Annotated in this window: 22 protein-coding genes; 18 read left to right on the top strand and 4 right to left on the bottom strand. The window is 58.3% G+C overall.

Going from position 1 to position 21,951, the window contains the following annotated elements:
- Positions 1 to 11 precede the first annotated feature (11 nt).
- Together AAAC48_RS25365 and AAAC48_RS25360 are read right to left on the bottom strand one after the other, a co-directional pair.
- Entirely contained in the window at positions 12 to 1,037 is a 1,026-nt protein-coding gene (locus AAAC48_RS25365) for an amidohydrolase family protein (protein ID WP_340656864.1), read from the bottom strand.
- Positions 1,037 to 2,227 (bottom strand): cytochrome P450, encoded by a 1,191-nt coding sequence (locus AAAC48_RS25360; protein WP_340656857.1) that lies wholly within the window; start codon positions 2,225 to 2,227, stop codon positions 1,037 to 1,039. Before AAAC48_RS25360 ends, AAAC48_RS25365 begins: the two co-directional genes overlap by 1 nt.
- Positions 2,228 to 2,540: 313 nt before the next feature.
- Here AAAC48_RS25360 and AAAC48_RS25355 point away from each other — a divergent pair, with 313 nt between their 5' ends.
- The 3 genes from AAAC48_RS25355 to AAAC48_RS25345 all read left to right on the top strand — a co-directional run bounded on the left by AAAC48_RS25355 (position 2,541) and on the right by AAAC48_RS25345 (position 5,709).
- Positions 2,541 to 3,650 (top strand): alcohol dehydrogenase catalytic domain-containing protein, encoded by a 1,110-nt coding sequence (locus AAAC48_RS25355; protein WP_340656856.1) that lies wholly within the window; start codon positions 2,541 to 2,543, stop codon positions 3,648 to 3,650.
- Between the two features lie 1,033 nt (positions 3,651 to 4,683).
- Positions 4,684 to 5,040, top strand: a complete 357-nt coding sequence (locus tag AAAC48_RS25350; protein ID WP_340656855.1) for a DoxX family protein — start codon at positions 4,684 to 4,686, stop codon at positions 5,038 to 5,040.
- Positions 5,041 to 5,103: 63 nt separating this feature from the next.
- Positions 5,104 to 5,709 carry a TetR/AcrR family transcriptional regulator gene (locus AAAC48_RS25345; protein ID WP_340656854.1) on the top strand — a complete coding sequence of 202 codons (606 nt, stop codon included), beginning with the start codon at positions 5,104 to 5,106 and terminating at the stop codon, positions 5,707 to 5,709.
- A gap of 302 nt (positions 5,710 to 6,011) precedes the next feature.
- Here AAAC48_RS25345 and AAAC48_RS25340 read toward each other — a convergent pair whose 3' ends face one another.
- Positions 6,012 to 6,416 carry a DoxX family protein gene (locus AAAC48_RS25340; protein ID WP_340656853.1) on the bottom strand — a complete coding sequence of 135 codons (405 nt, stop codon included), beginning with the start codon at positions 6,414 to 6,416 and terminating at the stop codon, positions 6,012 to 6,014.
- A 322-nt stretch (positions 6,417 to 6,738) separates the two neighbouring features.
- Here AAAC48_RS25340 and AAAC48_RS25335 point away from each other — a divergent pair, with 322 nt between their 5' ends.
- The 11 genes from AAAC48_RS25335 to AAAC48_RS25285 all read left to right on the top strand — a co-directional run bounded on the left by AAAC48_RS25335 (position 6,739) and on the right by AAAC48_RS25285 (position 16,408).
- Positions 6,739 to 7,536: an ABC transporter ATP-binding protein gene (locus AAAC48_RS25335; protein ID WP_340656852.1), complete on the top strand. Its 798-nt coding sequence runs from the start codon at positions 6,739 to 6,741 to the stop codon at positions 7,534 to 7,536.
- Complete coding sequence (locus tag AAAC48_RS25330) at positions 7,533 to 8,243, top strand: ABC transporter ATP-binding protein (RefSeq protein ID WP_340656851.1); 711 nt, start codon at positions 7,533 to 7,535, stop codon at positions 8,241 to 8,243. The genes AAAC48_RS25335 and AAAC48_RS25330 overlap by 4 nt, the downstream gene beginning before the upstream one ends.
- Before the next feature lies 1 nt (position 8,244).
- Positions 8,245 to 9,126 (top strand): branched-chain amino acid ABC transporter permease, encoded by an 882-nt coding sequence (locus AAAC48_RS25325; RefSeq protein ID WP_340656850.1) that lies wholly within the window; start codon positions 8,245 to 8,247, stop codon positions 9,124 to 9,126.
- Positions 9,123 to 10,127, top strand: coding sequence for a branched-chain amino acid ABC transporter permease (locus AAAC48_RS25320; RefSeq protein WP_340656849.1), 1,005 nt, complete (start codon positions 9,123 to 9,125; stop codon positions 10,125 to 10,127). Before AAAC48_RS25325 ends, AAAC48_RS25320 begins: the two co-directional genes overlap by 4 nt.
- 1 nt (position 10,128) lies before the next feature.
- A complete protein-coding gene (locus tag AAAC48_RS25315) occupies positions 10,129 to 11,367 on the top strand; it encodes an ABC transporter substrate-binding protein (RefSeq protein WP_340656848.1) in 1,239 nt (412 codons plus the stop codon).
- Between the two features lie 222 nt (positions 11,368 to 11,589).
- Positions 11,590 to 12,264, top strand: a complete 675-nt coding sequence (locus AAAC48_RS25310) for a 4-carboxy-4-hydroxy-2-oxoadipate aldolase/oxaloacetate decarboxylase (protein ID WP_340656847.1) — start codon at positions 11,590 to 11,592, stop codon at positions 12,262 to 12,264.
- Positions 12,254 to 12,808: a cupin domain-containing protein gene (locus AAAC48_RS25305; RefSeq protein ID WP_340656846.1), complete on the top strand. Its 555-nt coding sequence runs from the start codon at positions 12,254 to 12,256 to the stop codon at positions 12,806 to 12,808. Before AAAC48_RS25310 ends, AAAC48_RS25305 begins: the two co-directional genes overlap by 11 nt.
- Before the next feature lie 72 nt (positions 12,809 to 12,880).
- Positions 12,881 to 14,098, top strand: a complete 1,218-nt coding sequence (locus AAAC48_RS25300; protein ID WP_340656845.1) for an FAD-dependent oxidoreductase — start codon at positions 12,881 to 12,883, stop codon at positions 14,096 to 14,098.
- 52 nt (positions 14,099 to 14,150) lie between these two features.
- Entirely contained in the window at positions 14,151 to 14,468 is a 318-nt protein-coding gene (locus AAAC48_RS25295; protein ID WP_340656844.1) for a 2Fe-2S iron-sulfur cluster-binding protein, read from the top strand.
- A 486-nt stretch (positions 14,469 to 14,954) separates the two neighbouring features.
- A complete protein-coding gene (locus AAAC48_RS25290; RefSeq protein WP_340656843.1) occupies positions 14,955 to 15,809 on the top strand; it encodes a hypothetical protein in 855 nt (284 codons plus the stop codon).
- A 17-nt stretch (positions 15,810 to 15,826) separates the two neighbouring features.
- Positions 15,827 to 16,408, top strand: coding sequence for a YceI family protein (locus AAAC48_RS25285; protein ID WP_340656842.1), 582 nt, complete (start codon positions 15,827 to 15,829; stop codon positions 16,406 to 16,408).
- Between the two features lie 452 nt (positions 16,409 to 16,860).
- Here the strand turns inward: AAAC48_RS25285 and AAAC48_RS25280 are convergent, their stop codons facing one another.
- Entirely contained in the window at positions 16,861 to 17,790 is a 930-nt protein-coding gene (locus AAAC48_RS25280; protein ID WP_340656841.1) for a LysR family transcriptional regulator, read from the bottom strand.
- A 101-nt stretch (positions 17,791 to 17,891) separates the two neighbouring features.
- On the opposite strand from AAAC48_RS25280, the gene AAAC48_RS25275 reads away from it, so the two are divergent.
- From AAAC48_RS25275 to benA, 4 genes are all read left to right on the top strand, one after another.
- The gene (locus AAAC48_RS25275; RefSeq protein ID WP_340656840.1) at positions 17,892 to 19,043 is read left to right on the top strand and encodes a muconate/chloromuconate family cycloisomerase; all 1,152 of its coding nucleotides are present in this window, start codon (positions 17,892 to 17,894) and stop codon (positions 19,041 to 19,043) included.
- A gap of 5 nt (positions 19,044 to 19,048) precedes the next feature.
- A complete protein-coding gene (gene catC, locus AAAC48_RS25270) occupies positions 19,049 to 19,339 on the top strand; it encodes a muconolactone Delta-isomerase (protein WP_340656839.1) in 291 nt (96 codons plus the stop codon).
- 98 nt (positions 19,340 to 19,437) lie between these two features.
- The gene (catA, locus tag AAAC48_RS25265; RefSeq protein ID WP_340656838.1) at positions 19,438 to 20,364 is read left to right on the top strand and encodes a catechol 1,2-dioxygenase; all 927 of its coding nucleotides are present in this window, start codon (positions 19,438 to 19,440) and stop codon (positions 20,362 to 20,364) included.
- A 58-nt stretch (positions 20,365 to 20,422) separates the two neighbouring features.
- Complete coding sequence (gene benA, locus AAAC48_RS25260) at positions 20,423 to 21,793, top strand: benzoate 1,2-dioxygenase large subunit (protein ID WP_340656837.1); 1,371 nt, start codon at positions 20,423 to 20,425, stop codon at positions 21,791 to 21,793.
- Positions 21,794 to 21,951 lie beyond the last annotated feature (158 nt).

The raw sequence follows: 21,951 nt of genomic DNA, 5'->3' as shown, positions 1-21,951 counted from the left end.
GCTGCAGCGAACTAGCGGCTCTGTGCCTTGAGCCGTTTGTCGAGCAAGGGATAGACACGACGCACATTGCTTTCGAAGATTGCGTGTCTGTCTTCCATGCTCAGGTTCAGCGCGTCGATATAGCGCTTGGTGTCGTCGAAGCTGTGCCCGGTTTCCGGATCCACGGCCTTCACAGCGCCGAGCAGCTCGGAGCCGAACAGGATGTTCTTCTTGTCGACCACCCGGAACAGCGTATCGATGCCGGCCTGGTGATAGACGCAGGTGTCAAAAAACAGGTTGTTCATCAGATGCTCGCCAAGCGGGGGCTTTTCGAGCATGATCGACAGGCCACGGTAGCGTCCCCAGTGATAAGGCGCCGCGCCGCCGCCATGCGGGATGATCAGGCGCAGCTTCGGATGCCGTTCGAAAAGGTCCCCCTGGATCAGCTGCATAAAGACAGCCGTATCGGCGTTGATGTAGTGGGCACCGGTCGTATGCATGCAGCGTTCGCATGAGCCTGATACATGAATCATCGCCGGCACATCCAGCGCGGCCATGGCTTCCCACATCGGATCCCACCATTCATCATAGATCGGAGGCGCACTCCATCGCCCACCCGATGGGTCAGGATTGAGGTTGCAACCGACGAAGCCTTGGTCGACGCGGCGTTCCAACTCCCCGATCACCGGCTTGAAGTCGCCGTCGATCGTCTGTGGCAGTTGGCAGACACCGGCGAAATTCTCCGGGAACATGTCGACGATCTGTTGGACACAATCGTTGGATATGGTTGCCCATTCGGTCGCGATATCCACGTCGCCAATATGATGCCCCATCCCGGAAGCGCGCGGACTAATGATTGTCAGGTCCGACCCACGTTCCTTTTGGAGCCGCAGCTGATTGCCCTCAACAATCACCGATAATTCCGTGTCGGAAATGCCAGGGTAGACGGGTCTTTCAGGGGACTTGCCTTCCGCATAGGCGACCTGCGCCTGGCGGAAGTCATGATGTTTCTGCGGCTCTGTTGTGAAATGGCCGTGACAGTCGATAATGAGAGTCATCATACATCCCATCTTGCGGGAAGAACATTCACGCCGCGGAAACGCCAGCCTTTGGCCTTCAGCTCCTTGTCTGGATCGAGACGCAGGTTCGGGAGCTGCCTGAAGGCCTCCTCAAGTGCGATCTCACCCATCGCCCGAGAGAGGAAATGACCCGAACAGAAATGCGGCCGGAAGCCGAACGAAACGTGCTGCTTCTTCTTGCGGAACATGTCGAACTGATCCGCGTGTTCAAAACGTCCTTCATCGCGGTTTGCCGAGCCCATGACGATAGCCACTGAGGACCCGGCGGGAATCGTTGTGCCGGCAACCTCGAAATCTTCGGCGGCGACGCGCGGTGTCACTCCGATCGGCGCAATCCAGCGCAACCCCTCATCGAAAGCCCTCAGCGCGTGTGCCGTCGGGTCCTCCGCCATCACCTTCGCCTGATCGGAGTTCGAAAGCAGGCCGGCGCAGGCATTTGCCGCCGCATGTCCGGGTTCCTGCAGCCCTCCCAGAATGATGACGCGCATGGTCGGGGAGATCTCTTGCAGGCTACGCACCTTGCCGTCCGGCATGCCGCCATACATGACGTGGCTTATCAGCGTGTGGTTCGGCTTCGACAACGCAGCGTAGTAGAGTGCGCCAAGCTGGTCGCTGATGTCCTGAAGGGCCGCGTCGAGCCGATCCCAGACGGCTTTGTCGTTGGAAACATTCTGCAGTCCGAGCGCCATGGCGTGGAACCACTCGACGAGATTGTCATTCGAGGTCTCCGTCAGCCCGATCACGTCGCCGATGCAGCGCACGGAAATGGGCTCGAATAGCTCGGTCGTGAGGTTTGCCTCGCCTTTGTTTTTGATCTGGTCGATGAAGCGCTGCACCACGGGCCGCGTGAGGCGATCGACATAGGAACGCACGCGCTCCGCCGTCAGATCAATTTCAATGCCTTGGCGCAGACATGCGTGCTCTTCGCCCGACATGGTCAAGACGTTCGGCATGCCCATGACGCGGGCCTCTGGCCGGTCGGCAGCGCCTGACGGACCGAAAATCTTGTCATTTGCACCGACCGTACGGCAATCGTCATAGCGGGTGACAAAATACTCTTTGGTCCCCTCAAAAAAGGCCACCGGAGCTTCCTTGCGGAGTCGCGCATAGACGGGGTAGGGGTCTGCATACAGATTGTCGCTCGTCAACTCCGACGCATGGCTAGACATTTCTTCCTCCGATTAAGAACATCAAGACGGCAGTACTGATTCAGCACTGCTCCTCCCGCCTCGGTTATTTTCTCTGCTCGTGCCAAGTTTGATTTCGCATACTAGATCGTTTTCAGATACCAAGACGTATCTCGAAATGAATCGGCTGTCAATGAGCAGCGGCCTGCGAAATTCAGGGCGGATCTTTTTATTCGAATTGGCAAATCTTCATTCTTTCGGCTTGCCAGCCGTCCAATGACGCGACGACCTTGCCAAGTGAGATACCATTTGGTATTGGGAAACTATAAGTATCCAATATCAGTGGGAGGATATCATGACGCTAACAATGCGCGCCGCGCGGCTGCACGCGGTCGGCGAGCCGATGAAAATGGAACAAGTGGAAAGGCCCGTCGTCTCCGGCAGTGATGTCGTGGTAGAGGTCAAGGCCTGCGGAATGGTGCCCAATCTTGGCAATGTGCTGGCGAATTGGGAAACGTGGTATCCGCAGATGCCCTTGCCGCCGCGGCCTGCAATCCATGGCCTCGATCCCTCGGGGATCGTTCATCAGGTCGGCGAACAAGTCGTGGGTCTTAAATTAGGGGACCGGGTTTACGTTAACCCGGGTCGTTTTTGTGGAGCCTGCCACGCGTGTTCGTCGGGTCGTCCGCAGGCCTGCCAGCATTGGACGCTCGGCGGCTATTTTGGCTACAATCCGAAGAGCCTGGAGATGTTCAGGCGCTATCCGTACGGGGGCTTCTGCGAATACATGCTGGCGCCGCAAGCACAGATCGTCAAAATCCCGGACAACATGTCTTTTGTGCAGGGATCGCGCATGGGATATCTCGGCACGTCCTATGCGGCTTTGAAGAAATGCGGCCCATTGATGGGGCGCTCGCTGATCATTAATGGAGCGACCGGAACCCTTGGGGTCGGAGCTACACTCTTTGCGCTAGCCATGGGTGTAGGCAAGATTTACGCAGTCGCGCGCGGCGACGAATTGCTTACCCGCCTTAAGGCGCTTGCCCCAAACAGGATTGAAACCTTCTCGAACCGCGCCGGCTCTACCGCCGAATTCGTGAGAACGAAAACAGACGGTGTCGGCGCTGATCTGATGCTAGACACGCTTGGTGCGAAGGCGCCGCTGGAGTCCATGCTCGACGCTATGAAGGGTGTTCGGCGCGGTGGCCGCATCGTCAATATCGGTGGCACTGCGGGCGATCTGCCTGTTGACGTTAAATGGTGGATGGACGAACAGATGGAACTGATCGGCTCGGTCTGGTTCACCGCGGCAGAGGGCATGGAAATTGCCTCCATGGTCGAAGGCAATGTCGTTGACCTTTCGATTATGGAGCCGATGGTCTGGCCGCTGGAGAAAATCAATGAAGCGATTTCCGGCGTTACCAAGGGCGATGGCGGCTTTACCTATTACGCCGTCACGCTCTAGCGCATAGGCGAATCAAAAACGACTATCAATAAACGCGGTCCTGACCTACCAGGGAGCGCAGGCCGTCCTGCCCCGCTCGTCGGCGAAGACATTCCTGCTGTTACCGCTGCGAGCTCATCCACGTATTTTGCTGGGGTCGCCGATCTCCGATTACCTCAAGATGTTGCTTCTCGTGGCGGACTCAGGTCCTCTGGCCATCAAGGTCGGTGCCTCGAAAGCCGAATATGTTAAACGATGAAGCGGTCTCTTTCTTCTGGCTTTGGAGCGAAGCAGGTAGTCGTTCTCCCGGCAAGCCTGTAGCGATTGCGCTCCACGAATTCACAGAGGCCGTCCGCCCACTTTCTCGGAATGAGGCGAAGGACGTGCACATCGTCCAGGGAAACCCGAGCCCGGCAACTAACCGAATAGTGCCTTCCGCGCGAAGGTGAGCCCGACCGTCTTGGAGAAACAGGTTGGTTTTATAGTCCCGGTCGTCAAGTCCATAGTGCCGATACAGCGTCGAGCCGACCTGCCCCGCGTTCGTTGCAATAAAGAAGGACCGTGGCGGCTGGCGGCCCGCAACGGTGGGTCGGAAACGGCTAGAGCAATAGGCGCCGCACGATTCTGCAAATGGGTGTCATGCCGCAGGAGAGTGCCTTGACGACAACGTCTGCTTCGGATGCTCCACCCGGACGATTGTCATGGCCACCATACAGTCGGTCACGTTGTCTTTCCCTTTGTCCTCCGCTCGGTGAGTCGAGCTTCGTTTCCTCTTGACGTTCGCATCAGTCTGTAGATACTAATCGGTATCTGAAATTGTGCGTCATATCTTTGAGGAAGTGCGATGTTGGCTTGACCGGAGGAAGAAATGCCGGCTCGGCCCTGCCTGCGCGGGGCACGCGCCTAATGTGAAATCGGGAGGTTGAAATGTTTAGTGTAACCGGCGGCCAACAGGCACAACGGAGTGAGTCGAAGGATATATTGGGTCAGACACCGATGACGTACGACGACAGCTTCGTCAAAAATACTCTCGCAGTGCAGGTGGGATAAAATCATGGAATTCTCACTCGAACCTATGGCTATCCTAAGGGTGCTGTGCGGCATCTGGTTCATCCCACATTGCGTCGGGAAAATCAGGCACGTCGGTCCCGCCTCTGCGACATTTGCCAAAGCCGGATTTCATCCTGCCCGCCTTTTCGTCATCGTGACCATCGTCGTGGAACTGATTGCTGGAGCTGGCATGGTATTCAATATCTTTCCCCGGCTAGCGGCGGGCATGGCGGTAGCGGTTCTACTGGGCGCCAGCTATGCCGTGCTCAAGATAAACGGCTGGAACTGGCGATGGCAGAAGCAAGGCCCGGAATTCATGATGTTTTGGTCCATGGCCTGCATTCTTTCAGTACTCGATTGACGCCAGCCGGCTTTCGGGATACGCGTTAGTATCTGAATGCCGGAGCAATCAAGGAGTGTAAAGTTGGCGCGACTAACACGCGAACAGAGCCAGGCGCAGACGAAAGCAAAACTGCTGGCGTCTGCGCGTGAAGTTGTTGCACGCGACGGATACGAGGGCGCAACGGTCGAGCGCATCGCCGAGGAAGCGGGCTTCAGCAAAGGTGCGTTTTATTCCAACTTCCATGGGAAGGAAGACATTTTCCTTTATCTGCTGGAGACGCATTCCGGCCAAGACGTTACGGAACTCCAACGCCTTCTCGGGGACATCGAAGATGGACAGGTGTTGATTGATACCCTCAGCAACTGGGCGCAAGATCGCTCCGCCGACCCAAGCTGGGGTATGCTGGCGCTGGAACTGTTTCGGCGCGCAAGACGCGATGCGACTTTTGGCGAGCGACACTCGAATTTGTTTCGTGCGCAGTGGGAGGGACTGGGTAAGATTCTCTTGCGCCTCTTTCCAGAAGGCAAGGCGCCGGCCGGACCGGCGACGCTTGGAGGAATTGTTTTCGAGTTAACTTATGGCGCAGCGTCAAGCTTCACAAATGGCCCGACTGTCGGTGAACTGGTCAAGGTTTCGTTGACCTCGATGTACATGGCATATGGCCTGGAGCGCGAGACGGCCAGCTAATGCGCTGCGGTCGGATGCCAACCGCTCCAATCGGCCCCCACATTCGATCGAATTCTTCGGGCTCGAAGTTGTGTATCCAATTTCGAATAGACGCGGCGAGAGGTCTTCCGCGCGTGATCATTGGCGTCGTCATTTTCACCTTGCGCAAAGCCAATGGGATTCCAGCTCAATCGTATAATGGCCGTAACGGTCGGTGATTATTTTACCTGGTGACGGGGCGCAACATATTTGTCCGCACTCCCTGAACAGAATTCCGGCGAGCCTATGCGTGCATTAGCACGCCGGCCCGCCGGACAGAAACACTAAGCCTTTAAGGTGGGCCGAAGCGAATGAGCTCCGTCGCCACCTAGAGCGACGGCAACGAGGCCAACGATCCAGAATGCAGGAAACTCCCATCCGCCATTCGGATTGGTGAAGAAAAAGCCAGCAGTAGCGTGCACAGTGAATATGGCTCCAAGCAGCACGGGAATGAGCGCTACTGCAGCGATGCGTGCGAAGAAGCCAGCGATCAGCGCAAGGCCTCCGGCAAGTTCGACCGCTATTGTCAAATAGGCAAGCGCCGGGGGGAGCCCAAGGCTCCCAAAGAATTGGGCCGTTCCGGCAGGTGTGAACACAAAGATCTTAAGCCCCGCATGTGCGAGAAACAAAAGACCGAGCGCTACGCGCAGGACGAGAATGGCATAGGGGGCAGTGCGCACGTCAATCAAAGTAATCTCCTTCAGGTTTAGGGTGAGGTCTCGAATGGACGCCGAGGCGCCAGGTTAAGGTACTGTCGTGGGTCCAAAAAGAACGGACGGAACCGCCCGGCCAACGTCAGGACTTTCTGCCCGTGCTCCGTCAAGGAAGCGTCTAACGTCGGCACGACAATTCTTTTTTGCCTGTCTAAAGTAGCGGTTGACATACCGTGTAGATTTCAGATACTTTACGGTATCTTGAGGAGCAAGTGCTGTCAACCGCGTTTTGAGGAGAGCGAAACGCGACGAGGAGAGACGGCTCAGACAACAGTTCCAAGACGAGGGAGGAGAGACAATGGCTGTGGTTGCGCCGGCCCCCGAGGAGGGCGGCCCAGTGCTTGCGGTTGAGAAGGTTGATGTCCGTTTTGGCGGCATCCATGCGCTGCGAGGCGTATCGTTGAACGTGAGCGCTGGTGAGATTTGCGGGCTGATCGGCCCCAACGGCGCGGGCAAGACCACGCTTTTCAACTGCATTACGCGGCTCAGCGCCGTGACCGCTGGCACTATCCGGCTGCGCGGGCAAACAATCGAAACCCTGCCACCTCGCCAGATCATCCGCATGGGTATCGCGCGGACATTCCAGAACCTCGGCATCTACGCCGGCATGACGGTGCTTGAGAACGTCATGCTCGGCGCCCATCACATCAGCGGCGGGCGCTTCATCGACGCCTTGATGCGACCGGGCCGTTCGCGGCAACGGGAGCAGGAGATAGAGCATCGCTGCAGGGAAATTCTAGCTGACCTCGACCTGAAGGACGTCGCTGGCGTACCGGCCGGATCTCTGCCCTATGCGACGCAAAAACGCATGGAGATCGCCCGTGCCCTGGCGTCCAGACCGATAGTCCTGCTCCTCGATGAACCCGCAGGCGGTCTTACGCACGGTGAAGTCGGGGAATTCGGTCATTTGGTCTCTCGCGTGAGGACAACATACGGCGTTACGGTCGTCCTGATCGAACATCACATGGGCCTGGTCATGAGCCTGTGCGACCGGATCGAGGTCTTCCACCTCGGACAGAATCTGGCACGCGGCAGGCCCGAAGAGGTGAGAGCCAATTGGGCGGTCATCGACGCATATCTCGGGAGGTCCAGATGAACATTCTCACGGTCCGGGACCTTTGGGCTGGATATGGCGCCACGGATGTTCTTCACAAGGTGAATTTTACTGTCGAGCAGGGCACGATTGTGGCCCTTCTGGGCGCCAACGGTGCGGGCAAGACAACGATCCTGCGTGCTCTGTCGGGGCTTCTTCCGTCGCGGGGTGCCGTTGAATTCGGCGGAACGGAATTGCGCCAGTGCAGCCCGGCTCGGCGGGTAGGAATGGGGCTGGCCCACATACCGCAAGGGCGTGGCACCTTCGGTGACTTTTCGGTGGAAGAGAACCTGGCGGCAGGTGCCTTTACCGTCCGTGACAAACGGCAGATCGCGCACGACATGGAACGCTGGTACGTGGCATTTCCGCGACTCGCCGAACGCCGCCGACAGCAGGCGGGAAGCCTCAGCGGCGGCGAACAGCAGATGCTGGCACTCGCTCGGGCCCTCATGTCTCGCCCAAAACTTCTGATGTGCGATGAGCCGTCACTGGGACTGGCTCCGGCGATAACCGAGCAGATCTTCGAGATATTCAAGTCGCTCAATCGCGAGCATGACATGACGATCCTCATCGTCGAGCAGAACGCGGACCTAACGCTTCAATTCGCGCATACCGCCTATGTCATGGAGGCTGGCGAGATCACAATCAGCGGCACGGCAAGCGATCTGCGGAGCAACGAAGCCGTGCAGCAATCCTACCTGGGGGTGTGACATGCAGCTCTTTTTCCAATTGCTCATCGACGGCCTTGCTTCCGGCGCCATCTATGCGGCCCTCGCCCTTGCCCTCGTTCTGATCTTCCGGGCAACGCGCATCGTCAACTTCGGCCAGGGCGAGATGGCCACTCTTTCCGCCTATTGCGCTTGGCAGCTTTGCGAATGGGGCGTGCCGATGGCCGTCTCGTTTATCATTGTCGGGGCCGCATCGTTCCTGCTCGGAGTTTTTGTTTTCCGTGCCGTCATAAAGCCGGTCTCGAAGGCCCCGGTCGAAACGGTTGTCGTCGTTACCCTGGGGCTGTTCGTATTCTTTCAGGCGCTGTGTCTGTGGCTGTGGGGCGCCGACCAGCGCGCCTTCCCGGCAATGTTCCCGAGCGACGGCTGGAACGTCCTTGGGGTCCGCATAACCTCGAGCGCCCTTGGCATCTTGCTCGTCCTGCTGTGCCTGGCCGCGATGATGGGTGTCATTTTTCGATTTACCCGTCTCGGGCTGGCCATGCGCGCTTCCGCCTATAGCAGCGAGAAGAGCCTGCTTGTCGGCATCAGGGTCGAGAGAATGCTGATGCTCGGATGGGGCTTCGCCGCCACGATCGGCTTCATCGCCGCTGCGCTGGTCGGCCCGCGTCTTTTCCTCAGTCCGACGATGATGATGCCGATCTTGCTCTACGCCCTGGCCTCGGCAACGCTCGGCGGCTGGGATAGCCCCCTCGGAGCCATGGTCGGCGGATTAATCGTCGGTGTTGCCGAAAGCCTCGGCGCGACCTTCGTTCCCTTCATCGGCGCGGATCTGCGCATCGTCATTCCGATCGCCGTGACGCTGGTGATTCTCCTGGTTCGGCCGGTCGGTCTCTTCGGTTCCAGCACGGTGGTGAAAGTATGAACAGGCTCCAATCCGCTCCCGCAGTACTGGTCGCTGGCGTGGCCCTCTGTCTTCCGCTTTTTGCGCCGGACTTCATGTTGTTCGAGTTCAGCATCGCTGTTTGTTATGGCATCGCCATTCTTGGCCTGAACTTGCTTTTAGGGTTCAGCGGTCAGATTTGTCTCGCTCAGGGCGCGCTGTTCGGGATCGGCGCCTATACGACGGCTATTCTCAATGTGAACTTCGGCATGGATCCGATCGTGACCCTGCCTTTTGCGGCCATGATCACCAGTCTCATCGGCGTACTGATCGGCCTGCCGGCGTTGCGGCTGCAGGGACTCCAACTCGCGATCGTCACGTTCGGTGTAGCGAGCGCCTTTCCGCAACTGCTGTTGAAGATGGACGCGATCACTGGCGGCGTCACCGGGCTTGCAATCGATCAGCCGATCGCGCCCAAGTGGTTCCCGGGCAGCCAGGAATTGTGGCTCTATGGCCTGTCACTGATTTGCGCCGCTGTCTCGGTATTCGTACTGAGGCGCCTGCTGTGCGGTGACACTGGCCGTCTGTTGCGAGCGTTGCGCGACAATCCGCTGATCGCCGAATCGCTGGGCGTCAATCTGACCAAGGGCCGGCTGGCGGCTTTCGCCGCAAGCTCAGCGTTGGCGGGTCTCGGCGGCGGGCTTTTCGGCATCTTGAACGGCTTTATCAGTCCGCAATCGTTCCTGCCGATGAAATCGATCGACATCCTGATCGGCGGCATCGTCGGCGGTATCACCAGCATGGCTGGAGCGTTCATCGGCGCGGTTTTCATCGTCTTCGTGCCTGGTTGGACAACGGACATCAATCCTGCACTCGGGGGCCTGATCTACGGTCTCTGCCTGATCGTAATGATGATGGCCGCACGGCAGGGCATAGCCGGGCTTCCGATTGGCGGTGGCCTGCAGGCTTTGAGGCGCGTCTTCAAAAAAAAGGGTTTGTCGCGTGTTTCGGGTGTTTTGCCCGGACAATTGGGAGGAGAATGACATGCAAAGATCAATTTCATCGAAGGTCTCGCTTGCGCTGCACGCGCTCGCACTGGCAACGCTTATCGCCGGGCCCTTATACGCACAGGAGCCTTCGCCGGGAATCACGGATGACACCGTAACGATCGGCATTTCGGGACCGCTGACCGGCCCGGTGGCAGCGCTCGGCGCCATCGCCGACGGTGTGAGGACGAGGACCGATCCGATCAATGCCGCCGGCGGCGTCAAGATGGCCGACGGCAAAACGCGCAAGATCGAGTTGCTGGTGGAGGACGACGGACTCGATCCGCAGCGCACCCTTACCAACGTGCGCAAGCTCGCCGAGCGGGAAGAAGTGCTTGCTGTCGTTGCGACGGCGGGCACGCCGAACAACCAGGCCATCGGTCGCTACATCACGCAGCGCAAAGTTCCCAATCTGTTCATGTATTCCGGCGTTCATGAACTGGCGGGACCTGAATGGGAGATAGGGTTCGTCCCGTCCTTCACCACGGAGGCTGCTGTCTTCGCTAAATATCTTCTGGACAACAAGCCTCAGGCGAAGATCGCGCTTCTCTATCTGAACACGGAGACGGGACAGACGTTTCAAACCGCGTTGGAAAGTGCGATCAGCGGCTCGGGCGTCACGATCGTCGCCGCTCAGCCCGTGACATCGGCCGATCCCACGGTGGAAACGCAGCTTTCGACGCTAAAGGCGTCCGGCGCGGATACGCTTGTCGTGATCACCGGCCCCAAACAGGGTGCGGAAGCCGTGCGCTTCGCGACCGAAAGCGGCTGGAAGCCGACGACCCTCGTCTCTAACATCGCGGCGTCCATCGCGTCACTGAAACCGGCGGGTCTCGAAAATGCCAAGGGAATCATTACCAGCCAATTTCTGAAGCAGGTGGATGCCGTAGCGCCCGGAGATGATGAGGGTGTGAAACGCTTCCTTGCCGATCACACGGCCGCCCAGTCGAAATTCTCGACCGATGATGCCGTCGGTCAGACCGGCTATGCGATCGGCGATGCACTGGTAAAGGTGCTCGAATCGATGAAGGCGCCGACCCGCGAGGCAATGATGGAGGCTGCACGCAATCTTGATCATGTACAGTTGGATTTGCTGCTGCCGGGCATCACCCTGACGACGAAAAGCGGCAAGGACGTCTATCCGATCGAATCGCTCCAGCTCTTCCAGTTCGATGGAGCCGCCTATCAGCCAGTTGGTGATGTTGTCTCTTTCGAAGGCAAGACTCCGAAGCACTGACAGAAGCAAAGAACCTGCAGTTTGTTGGGGGCATGTGATGGCCCCTTCTTTTTGTCGGATGGTGTCTCTCCTGCTTCAGACCATGATTTAACACCCCAACACAATTACGCTATTGACATTCTACAAAGAATTTGGATACTACTTAGTATCTTGAAGTGGAGGCTTCCTGGCGGCGACAGTGTCGACGGTCGCGCCACAATGGAGGTCACCGGGAGGAAAAGCATGGCGAAGGTAGTGAGAAATGTGATGCGGACAGATGATGCCATTGTTTGCGGTCTTGGCGAGCTGGGTGTCGCGACGGTTCATGAGGCGCAGGGGAGAAAAGGGCTGCTGGCCGCCTCGCTGCGCCCGATCTATCGCCCCGTAAAGATTGCCGGCAATGCGCTAACCTGCGAAGTGGCGCCTGGTGACAATTGGATGATCCATGTGGCGCTCGAACAAGCCCGTCCAGGTGACATTCTCGTCGTATCGCCGACATCGCCTTGCGACGATGGCTATTTCGGGGATCTCCTTGCCACGTCCGCAATGGCTCGCGGCATTCGCGGGCTGGTCATCGATGCGGGCGTCCGCGATATCGCCACTCTGACCGAAATGAAGTTTCCCGTTTGGTCTAAGACGGTTTCCGCGCAAGGCACCGTCAAGCAAACTTTGGCGGATGTGCAGGTTCCGATTGTTTGTGCCGGATGGCTAGTGCGGCCGGGAGACGTCATCATCGCAGACGATGACGGTGTCTGCGTGGTGCCGGCGGAGAACGCCGCGGATGTCCTGGAGAAGGCGCGCCGCAGGGAACAGATGGAGGAAGAGAAACGCCAGCGCTATGCGGCGGGAGAACTCAGCCTCGACGTAAACGACATGCGCCCAAAACTACAGCAGGAGGGGCTTGTCTATGTCGACTGAGATCAGCATCAAACCACGCCGCGTGGTGACCGGTATCCGCGACGGCAAGTCCGTCTTCGTCAGCGACGGGACGGCTCCGAATGCCCATTTGCATCAGTCCGTTCCCGGCTTCATGACATCTGTCTGCTGGTCCACGCCCTCAGATTTGTGTTTGCCGCTAGATGGCTCGGACCCGGCCCTTCCGGGAATAGGCATAACGCCTGCTCAGGGCGAGACGCGTCTGATGATCGTGCGCTTTCCGCCGGACTCCGTCATGGCCGATCCGTCCTTCGACCCCATCGCTGCCGACGCGGAGCAGTGCCAGCATCTGCCTGGGCTCGCCGAGCTCTTCGAACGCGAGGCTCCCGGTATGCACACGACGGACACGGTCGACTACGACCTCGTTCTCGAAGGCGAAATCTGGCTAGAACTCGACGACGGTGCCGAGGTGCATCTTCGGCAAGGCGACGTTGTGATCCAGTGCGGCACCCGTCATGCCTGGCGCAACAAGGGCACATCGCCGGCAACCATGATTTTCATCCTGATCGGCGCGACGCGGTCCTAAGGCAAGCGTCGGCCGGCGAACCCCGGTTGAGGACCTAAGTTCGAAAGGATTGCGCCTAATTGGAGGAGCGCGATGATGAATTACGATTGTCTTATCGTGGGCAGTGGGCATGGCGGCGTTCAGGCGGCTGTCTCGCTTCGCCAGCATGGTTTTGCCGGGTCGATCGGTCTTATCAGCGACGACCGCGATCTGCCCTATGAGCGCCCGCCGCTCTCCAAGGACTATCTTTCCGGCGCCAAGCCGTTCGAGCGCATTCTCATCCGGCCCCCGGAATTCTGGGCCTCGCGGAACATCGACCTCCTGCTTGGAAACGAGGTCGCCAGATTGGAAGCGAAAGATAAGAAGGTCCTCTGCGCGAATGGAACGGCCTTCGGCTATGGCCATCTGATCTGGGCAGCGGGCGGGAGGCCTCGGAAAATGACCTGTGCCGGTCATGAACTTCGTGGCATCCATTCTGTGCGCAATCGGGGCGACGTCGACCGGATTATGGACGAACTTGCCAGCGTGCGGCGCGTAGTCGTCATTGGCGGAGGCTATATTGGGCTTGAGGCCGCAGCCGTTCTGACCAAACTCGGCAAGACAGTCGTCGTCATGGAGGCATTGGATAGGGTCCTTGCCCGCGTGGCAGCTGAGCCCCTTTCTCGTTTCTACGAGAATGAACATCGCGAGCATGGCGTCGATGTCAGATTGGAAACCGGTATCGAGAGCTTTGTAGGGCGCGATGGGCGCCTGACCGGCGTGCGGCTGATGAATGGCGAATCTTTGACTGCCGACATGGCAATCGTCGGGATCGGCATTCTGCCCTGCGTTGAACCTCTTATTACCGCCGGAGCGGTGGGAACCAACGGCGTCGACATCGACGATTATTGCCGAACCAATCTGACCGACGTTTACGCCATCGGTGATTGCGCGCGCATTGTCTCCGGTCACGGCCTGCGGATCGAATCCGTCCAGAATGCAAGCGATCAGGCCATGGCTGTGGCAAAGACCTTGTGTGGAGAGCCGGTGCCCTACAACGCGGTTCCCTGGTTTTGGTCGAACCAATATGATCTGCGACTGCAGACGATTGGGCTGTCAAACGGATATGATCAGGCCATTGTCAGGGGGGATCCCGGCGCACGAAAATTCAGCGTCGTCTATCTCCGCGAGGGCGTCGTCATCGCGCTCGACTGCGTCAACGCCGTGAAAGATTACGTCGAAGGCCGCGTGCTTGTCGAGCGCTGCGCCCGTATCGCTCCGAACATTCTGGCTGACAACGGCATCACTTTGAAATCGATGGTGAACAGATGAAATGGCGCTACCGCCACGCGGTGTGCGTCGCGGACTATGTGGGAGGATCGAGATGTCTACGTTTACAGTAATCACGCGCACGGGCCAGGTCGTCCCTGTTGAGGGACGGCCTGGGGTGTCGGTCATGGAGCATATCCGGGATGCCGGCCTGGACGAGCTGCTTGCGCTCTGCGGTGGCTGCTGTTCCTGCGCCACCTGCCATGTCTACGTTGATGACGACATAAGGCATCATCTACCGGCGCTTTCCATCGATGAGGATGAACTGCTCGACAGCTCAGACCACCGGCGAGAGCAGTCGCGCCTTTCCTGTCAGATCCCCTTTAGGCCGGAGCTGGAAGGAATGAGCGTAACCCTTGCGCCTGAAGATTGATCGGCGCTGGCGCAACCTACGGCATCAGACCTAGAAGATGCCGAATCCGCAATTTACGTCAAAACAAGCTGTGATGCTTTTAGGCACTCGTCGAGATCTCCTGAACGGCATCAGACTTGCTGGCGAGACGTGAGCAAATTCCCTTCGTGTCCTTCGAACGGAGCAACAAACATAAAGTAGACTCCCGTTCGCACGCGAGTGCGGCAGTCGTTCAACTCGTTGCTCTGACCGAAAAGGATCTGTTCTGCAGCAGTCCAACTGTTGACAACATGACACAATTTAGATACTAGAGGTATTGGGAGACTGACAGGTATTTGCATAAGCGTCGGTATGCAGAACCGCCATTGGGAGGACAACGCGTTGCCGCATCATCCAGACATATCTGTCGTCACGCGCACTGTTGCGTGGTGCAAAGGCGCTACAAGTTCTTCGGTTGCTGATTGTGACTTGCCGTGTTGCGGCACGGTCGCCCGTTCGGCATAGACCATGGGAAACTCTCCTCAGGACGCACTCCTGTTTGGAATCGTGTCGGTTGCTCTTACTGCCTTCGCGCTGACGGGCCTTTGCCGCGTGTCACGTCTCGGCGTGGCTTGGTCCGGCTCCATCATACCGGCAGCTTTTCTTGCTGCCTATGTCGTCGCCTACAACAAAGTCCCGGCCTTTCCGCCGATAGGAGCGGCGAACAAGGTCTTCTTCATAGCACTCGCCGGTGCTCTTGTTGGTCTGGCGGCCGACCTTGCAGGTAGGCCCCGCCTCGCAGCATTGCTGTTATTGATCCAGCCGCTGGCAGCAGCCTTGTATATCGGTCAAAGCCGCCTAGGCGAGGCTCCACTGGAGATTCTCGTTGCTGCAGCCACCGGTGTTGGCGTGATGATCTTGCTGCGGCGAGAGATGGGAGGAACTGCGGCGGAGGACGGCATGAAGCGCGGCCTGCTTCTTGCCATCGCGTCCCTGGGATTCGCCCCAATCGCCCTGCTGGGCGCATCTTCGACCAGCCTTCAGCTTTGCGTGATCTTTGCGGTTGCGGTGCTGGCGACCTTGCCCTGGAGCATCGGCACTGAGGATGACCCGTTCGGAACCTCTGCCTTTCTGGGCGGCGCTGGCGGGATAATATCGGTCGTCTATGCGGTAACCCTGATAACGCGCAAGTCCGATCTCCTCGCGCTCGCGACGCTCGGCCTCATCTTCTTCGTTCCGGAAGTTAGCCGGCGTATGCAGTGGTTGGCAGGGTTTCAGGGCAGATTAACCCGTTTAATGGGATTCGCGTTCCTTTGTGCAATCCCCGCCGCATGCGCAGTCACGATCGCCATTTTTTCATACGGTTCCAGTTTTCCAATTTGACAAGGGAGGAAATGTCAATGTTCAAGCTTACGCGTGCCCGCATCTTATCTGCCGCTTTTGCCGCCGTGCTTTCTCCAGGACAGCTTCAGGCAAAAACCTTCGATATCGACATCGTTCATTCTAACATCGCATTCTTCATCGACCATCTTGGCTTCTCGCGTGTCATCGGTGTTGCCAGGGGCTTTGAAGGAACCTTCGAGTTTGACACAGCCAATCCGGAAGCAAGTTCGCTCGATGTGAAGGTGAAGGTGGCGAGCATTTCCACCAATAACACACAGCGTGACAGCGACATCCAGGGCGCTGATTGGTTCAATGCTACCGAGTTCCCGGATATCACTTTCGTCGGCAAGGAATTCAAAACGACCGGGGCGAAATCCGGAACCATCCTGGGCAACCTAACAATTGCAGGCGTCACCCAGCCTGCCGTTCTGGATGTCGTCTTCAACAAGGAAGGCGAAAACCCCTGGGACAAGAGTCATGTCGTGGGCTTCAGCGCCGAGACGACTGTCAAGCGAAGCGACTTCGGGATGAAAGCTGCGCTCGGCATGATAGGAGATGATGTAAAGCTTTACATCGAGATTGAAGGCAGAGGGCGTTAGAAGCCATAAAGGCGATCTCTTGCTAGGCGATGGATCATCATTCGAAGCTCCAGGACGCGTCACTGTTGCAATATGCGAGCGGTGGCTTGTAGGCGGATCCCCTTTATTGGTTTGTTTGCCAGTAATGGCTGTGGACCATATTACGGAACCGCCTCAAGCCGGAATGTGTGGCGCTCGTTGACATCCATCAACCCGCAGGGCAAACGCAGTCAGCCGGCCGTGCCAATTTCTCGATCGAGTTAAGCTCACGCGATTGCAGACTTTCGGGCACCAATCGAATTTGGCTAGTACCGGCATTTTCAAACGAACATTTATTCCTAGCTTTCGACATTGTACGGGCGGAAATTCAAGGGAACTTTTATCAATGAAGAACAATGCTGTCTTCCGCGCAATGGTTTGCTCGCCAGACTCGAAGGGGCGATTGAGTAAAGGCCGTGTGGCCGCGGCACTGGTTATCTTGCGAGGCGCAGCTCCGACAGCTGTAGCCACGTCGGATTGTCGGCGTACATCTCGCCAATGAGCGTCTTAATCTCGGCGATCCTGTTGTTCGCATCCTTTTGTCGATAGCTCATGATGATGGGTGAGGTTGCCTTTTCGTCAGCGATCATGCGGTAGCAAACATCGTCCGGGCGTTGCCGCTGGGATGCGGCGGGGATGATCGAAACACCCATTGTCGCCGCGACGAGCCCCAGTGCCGTTTGGATCTCGCGGACCTCTTCAACATTTCCCGGGCTAACATTGTGCTCGGCGAGAAGGTTCAGTACTTCGTCGGCGAAACTCGGTCTCGGCTTTGATGGATAGACGATGAGCGTTTCTCCTTCGACGTCACGCAGTTGAACTAACTCATTTGGCAAAGCCTTTGGGTGCGCCTTCGGCAAGGCGAGAAACAACCGCTCTTCCCTCAATGTTAACCGCTCGACCTCCGTGTCATTGAAGCGTACACGGCCGAAGCCGAGATCGATCCGGCCTTCCTTCAGGGCGACCACCTGTTCCGTCGACATCATTTCGCGGATCTCGATATCAAGGTTCGGCCATCGCGCCCGCATGCGGCGCACAAGATCCGGTATGCCGCCGTAAAGCGTCGAGGCAACACATCCGATGATGAAGACTTCCCGTTTCGAGTGACCGATGCGTCGCGTCTGCTCCCGGATGTGGTCCGCCTTCGCGAGCATCTGTACCGCCTGCTCGTAGAAGAAGCGCCCCGCCTCGGTAAGGGTAAAGGGCCGGTTGGAGCGATCGATCAGGGCGACGCCAAGGTCATCTTCGAGTTGCTGGATCTGGCGGCTCAGCGGCGGTTGCGCAATGTGGAGAGTCTCCGCAGCGCGCGAAAAATTTCGTTCGCGAGCGACGGCCACGAAATAGCGAAAATGGCGCATGTCCATCGGATTATACCTCTACGGTATGAAAATTGACCTTTATAGTTTTGGACTAGTTTGCGGCTGAACGCTAGTTTTCCCTTGTAAAGACAGGGAGTGGAAACACCGTGACTGCCGATATCTGTATCCTCGCCATCGAGACTATTATACTCGATTTGCCCACGATCCGGCCCCACCAGCTGTCGATGGTGACAATGAACCGGCAGAGCATGACGATCGTCCGTGTGCGCTGTTCTGATGGCTTCGAGGGCGTCGGCGAAGGCACTACGATCGGCGGACTTGCCTACGGTCCTGAAAGCCCTGAAGGTATGAAGCTAACGATCGACCAGTATATCGCACCGCTTCTGATTGGCGCGGACGCCACCCGCATTCAATTGGCCATGGGTCTCGTCGCCAAGGCGGTCAAGGGCAACAACTTTGCCAAATGCGCCGTCGAGACGGCCTTGCTCGATGCCCATGCTCGTCGCCTCAACCTTTCGCTATCCGAGCTTCTTGGCGGCCGTCGCCGTGACAAGCTGCCGATCGCCTGGACGTTGGCCTCCGGTGACACGGCCAAGGACATCGCGGAAGCACAGCAGATGCTGGACCTGAAGCGCCACAAGCATTTCAAATTGAAGATCGGCAGCAAGCCAATCGCCGAAGACATCCGTCACGTCGCCGAGATCAGGAAGGCCCTGCCAGAGGAGGCGACCGTGCGCGTCGACGTTAACATGGCCTGGCGCGAGCGCGAAGCCGGAACAGCGATCGCTGCTCTTGCGGGTGTCGGTTGTGTTCTGGTCGAACAACCGGTCGCTGGCATTTCGTCGTTGGCTCGGCTTACCCGTAAGTCGTCGGTTGCCATGATGGCAGACGAAGTCCTGGTTGGGCCGGAGAGTGCACTCGAGGCAGCATCGGCGCGGGCTGCCGATGTCTTCTCAATCAAGATTGAACAGGCTGGCGGCCTCTTCGCTGCCTCCAAGGTCATCGCAATCGCGGAAGCTGCGGGGATCAGTATTTATGGCGGAACTATGCTGGAGGGACCGATCGGTACGATGGCGGCCGCACAGCTTTTCGCCGGCGTCAAGGATCTGCAATGGGGCACGGAGCTCTTCGGCCCCTTGCTATTGGTCGAGGAAATTCTGGCGGAGCCGCTCATTTATCGCGACTTTGAACTTCAGCTCCCCACGGGACCGGGGCTCGGAATCGCGTTGGATGAGGTCGCGGTCAATCGTTTCCGGCGGGATGGCAGGCCTACCGCCAATTTGCGCGTCGCGAGGTAACCAACATGCTCTTTCACGTGGAAATGACCGTCAATCTGCCGCATGCCCTACCGAAAGCGGAGGCGGACGCCCTGAAGGCAACGGAGAAGGCGCGGGCTCGGGAACTGCAGGGATCTGGCAAGTGGCGGCACCTTTGGCGCGTCGCGGGCCAATACGCCAATGTCAGTATTTTCGACGTGAGCGGGCCGGGGGAATTGCACGAGATTCTCTCAACGCTGCCGCTGTTTCCGTTCATGCAGATCAAGGTGAGGGCGCTTTGCCGTCATCCCTCCGCCATTGCTGAAGACGGCAGCTGATTTCGACGTAGGTACCACATCTTGGAGGAGGTGCCGCCGTAACGACCATCGCCGCATGGTCACCGGTTTAAAGAGTTACCAAGACGAAGGAGGAAGTTATGGCAAGTGGCATTATCGAAAAGAACGTCATTCAGGATCTGGCTCGCCGGGCCAGCGGTCTGGACACCGAAGGTGGTGATCGCCGGCTGAAAGAAATCATGAATCGCCTTCTCGGCGATCTCTTTCAGGCGATCGATGATCTCGATATCAGTATGAACGAAGTCTGGGGTGCGGTCGCCTATCTTGGCGCGGCTGGACGAAACAACGAACTCGGCCTTATAGCCCCGGGCATCGGCCTTGAGCATTTCCTTGACCTAAGGCTCGATGAAGCCGAGCGTCGCGCGGGCCTCGCCGGTGGCACGTCACGCACGATCGAAGGTCCCCTCTACATTGCCGGCGCCCCTCTCCATAAAGGCATGGCGCGTCTCGATGACGGTTCGGACGACGGTGAAGTGCTCTTCATGCAGGGGCAGGTGCGTGACCAGCATGGCAAGCCGGTCCCCGGCGCAATCGTCGACGTTTGGCATGCCAACACCCTTGGAAACTATTCGCACTTCGATCCACAGCAGGCGCCCTACAACCTGCGCCGCCGCATCGAGACGGATGCCGAAGGCCGCTACCGTTTCCGCACCATCATGCCGAGTGGCTATTCGACGCCTCCGGGTGGCTCGACCGAGCAGCTCCTCTTTGCGATTGGCCGTCACGGCCACCGTCCGGCACATATCCACTTCTTCGTGGAAGCGCCGAGCTTCCGTCACCTGACGACGCAAATCAACATCGAGGGCGACCCTTATCTTTTCGAAGATTTCGCCTTCGGAACCCGTGAGGATTTGATCCCGGCCGTGACGCGCGTCAGCGACCCGAAGCTGATGGCCGAAAACCAGGTGCAGGCACCTTACGCCTCCATCGATTTTGATTTCGTCCTGACGCCCGCCGTAGGGGGCATCGTCGATACGATCGTTGAACGCGAACGGGCTGCGGCCTGAGATCGTGAAGAGGCGCCATGGAGGTGGCGCCTTCCATCAAACCCGAGGAGGATGAGACATGCTGGATGTCACCGCGGACCGCCGTATCGAGGATAAGCTCGACAATGCCGTCATCGAGGATGCGGACAGTGGCGCCTATTGTTGCCGCCGCGATATCTTCACCGATACCGAACTGTTCGAACTTGAAATGCAGCATATCTGGGAGGGGAATTGGGTCTATCTCGCCCATGAAAGCCAGATTCCCGAACCCAATGACTACCTGACCGGCTATATCGGCCGTCAACCGATCGTGATCTCGCGTGACAAGTCAGGGACCCTGCATTGCTTCCTCAATGCCTGCTCGCATCGCGGGGCAATGATCTGCCGCCACAAGCGGGGCAACAGGTCCACCTATACCTGTCCGTTCCACGGCTGGTCCTTCTCGAATTCGGGAAAGCTTCTGAAGGCCAAGGATCCGAATGGTGCCGGATATCCCGAGCAATTCAACAAGAATGGCTCGCACGACCTTACCAAGGTCGCCCGTTTCGCGAATTACCGCGGCTTCGTGTTCGGCAGCCTCAATGCCGATGTCCTGCCGCTTGAAGACCATCTTGGCGAGGCGCGAAAGATCATCGATATGATCGTCGACCAGTCGCCGGAGGGGCTCGAAGTCCTGCGCGGCAGTTCGAGCTATATCTATGACGGAAACTGGAAGTTGCAGACCGAGAACGGCGCCGATGGCTATCACGTTTCGTCCGTTCATTGGAACTACGCCGCCACGACCAACCACCGGAAGGACGCAATCGCTGCAGCCGCCGGCCAGGACGTGACGCGGGCAATGGATGCGGGCTCTTGGGCCAAGCAGGGCGGCGGCTTCTATTCCTTCGAGCATGGTCATCTCCTGCTGTGGACGCGCTGGAGCAATCCGGAAGACCGGCCGCTCGCGGAAAAGCGCGACGAGTTGACGGAGCGTTTCGGGCAGGCCTGGGCCGATTGGATGATCGACCGCTCGCGCAACCTGTGCCTCTATCCGAATGTCTATCTGATGGACCAGTTCTCCTCGCAGATCCGGATGTATCGCCCGATCGCGGTGGATAAGACGGAAGTCACAATCTACTGCATAGCACCGAAGGGTGAGAGCGCCGAAGCGCGCGCGCGCCGTATCCGTCAGTACGAGGACTTCTTCAACGCCAGCGGCATGGCGACCCCGGACGATCTGGAGGAATTCCGCTCGTGCCAGATCGGCTACCAGGCACGCCACGCTGCCTGGAACGATCTTAGCCGCGGCGCGACACACTGGATCGATGGTGCCGATGAAGGCGCTGCTGCGATCGGATTGAAGCCCGTGATGTCCGGCGCCAAAACCGAGGACGAGGGCCTTTTCGTCATCCAGCACAGTTACTGGAAAGAGGCCTTGGGAAAGGCAATCGGGCGCGACCCTTCGCGCTGAAGCCACGGGCGGGCCGACACACGCCCCGCCACCGCGATGCATATTCGAAATATCAGATTGGGGCGGACTGAGGAGCGGTCCGCCGGAGGAGATGTTATGACGGTTACACGCCAGAAGGTCGAGGACTTCCTCTATCGCGAGGCCCGCTATCTCGATGA

It is taken from the genome of Phyllobacterium sp., assembly GCF_037994405.1.
Lineage (GTDB): Bacteria > Pseudomonadota > Alphaproteobacteria > Rhizobiales > Rhizobiaceae > Phyllobacterium.
Note: the sequence above shows the minus strand (reverse complement) of the source record. Positions and strands in the feature narration are given on the sequence as shown.

Coding starts and splice junctions, on each gene's coding strand:
- catC (WP_340656839.1), top strand. CDS start 19,049: ATGCTCTTTCACGTGGAAATGACCGTCAATCTGCCGCATGCCCTACCG.
- AAAC48_RS25320 (WP_340656849.1), top strand. CDS start 9,123: ATGAACAGGCTCCAATCCGCTCCCGCAGTACTGGTCGCTGGCGTGGCC.
- AAAC48_RS25280 (WP_340656841.1), bottom strand. CDS start 17,790: ATGGACATGCGCCATTTTCGCTATTTCGTGGCCGTCGCTCGCGAACGA.
- AAAC48_RS25295 (WP_340656844.1), top strand. CDS start 14,151: ATGTCTACGTTTACAGTAATCACGCGCACGGGCCAGGTCGTCCCTGTT.
- AAAC48_RS25300 (WP_340656845.1), top strand. CDS start 12,881: ATGATGAATTACGATTGTCTTATCGTGGGCAGTGGGCATGGCGGCGTT.
- AAAC48_RS25310 (WP_340656847.1), top strand. CDS start 11,590: ATGGCGAAGGTAGTGAGAAATGTGATGCGGACAGATGATGCCATTGTT.
- AAAC48_RS25325 (WP_340656850.1), top strand. CDS start 8,245: ATGCAGCTCTTTTTCCAATTGCTCATCGACGGCCTTGCTTCCGGCGCC.
- AAAC48_RS25315 (WP_340656848.1), top strand. CDS start 10,129: ATGCAAAGATCAATTTCATCGAAGGTCTCGCTTGCGCTGCACGCGCTC.
- AAAC48_RS25335 (WP_340656852.1), top strand. CDS start 6,739: ATGGCTGTGGTTGCGCCGGCCCCCGAGGAGGGCGGCCCAGTGCTTGCG.
- benA (WP_340656837.1), top strand. CDS start 20,423: ATGCTGGATGTCACCGCGGACCGCCGTATCGAGGATAAGCTCGACAAT.
- AAAC48_RS25360 (WP_340656857.1), bottom strand. CDS start 2,227: ATGTCTAGCCATGCGTCGGAGTTGACGAGCGACAATCTGTATGCAGAC.
- AAAC48_RS25330 (WP_340656851.1), top strand. CDS start 7,533: ATGAACATTCTCACGGTCCGGGACCTTTGGGCTGGATATGGCGCCACG.
- AAAC48_RS25365 (WP_340656864.1), bottom strand. CDS start 1,037: ATGACTCTCATTATCGACTGTCACGGCCATTTCACAACAGAGCCGCAG.
- AAAC48_RS25305 (WP_340656846.1), top strand. CDS start 12,254: ATGTCGACTGAGATCAGCATCAAACCACGCCGCGTGGTGACCGGTATC.
- AAAC48_RS25285 (WP_340656842.1), top strand. CDS start 15,827: ATGTTCAAGCTTACGCGTGCCCGCATCTTATCTGCCGCTTTTGCCGCC.
- AAAC48_RS25350 (WP_340656855.1), top strand. CDS start 4,684: ATGGAATTCTCACTCGAACCTATGGCTATCCTAAGGGTGCTGTGCGGC.
- catA (WP_340656838.1), top strand. CDS start 19,438: ATGGCAAGTGGCATTATCGAAAAGAACGTCATTCAGGATCTGGCTCGC.
- AAAC48_RS25290 (WP_340656843.1), top strand. CDS start 14,955: ATGGGAAACTCTCCTCAGGACGCACTCCTGTTTGGAATCGTGTCGGTT.
- AAAC48_RS25355 (WP_340656856.1), top strand. CDS start 2,541: ATGACGCTAACAATGCGCGCCGCGCGGCTGCACGCGGTCGGCGAGCCG.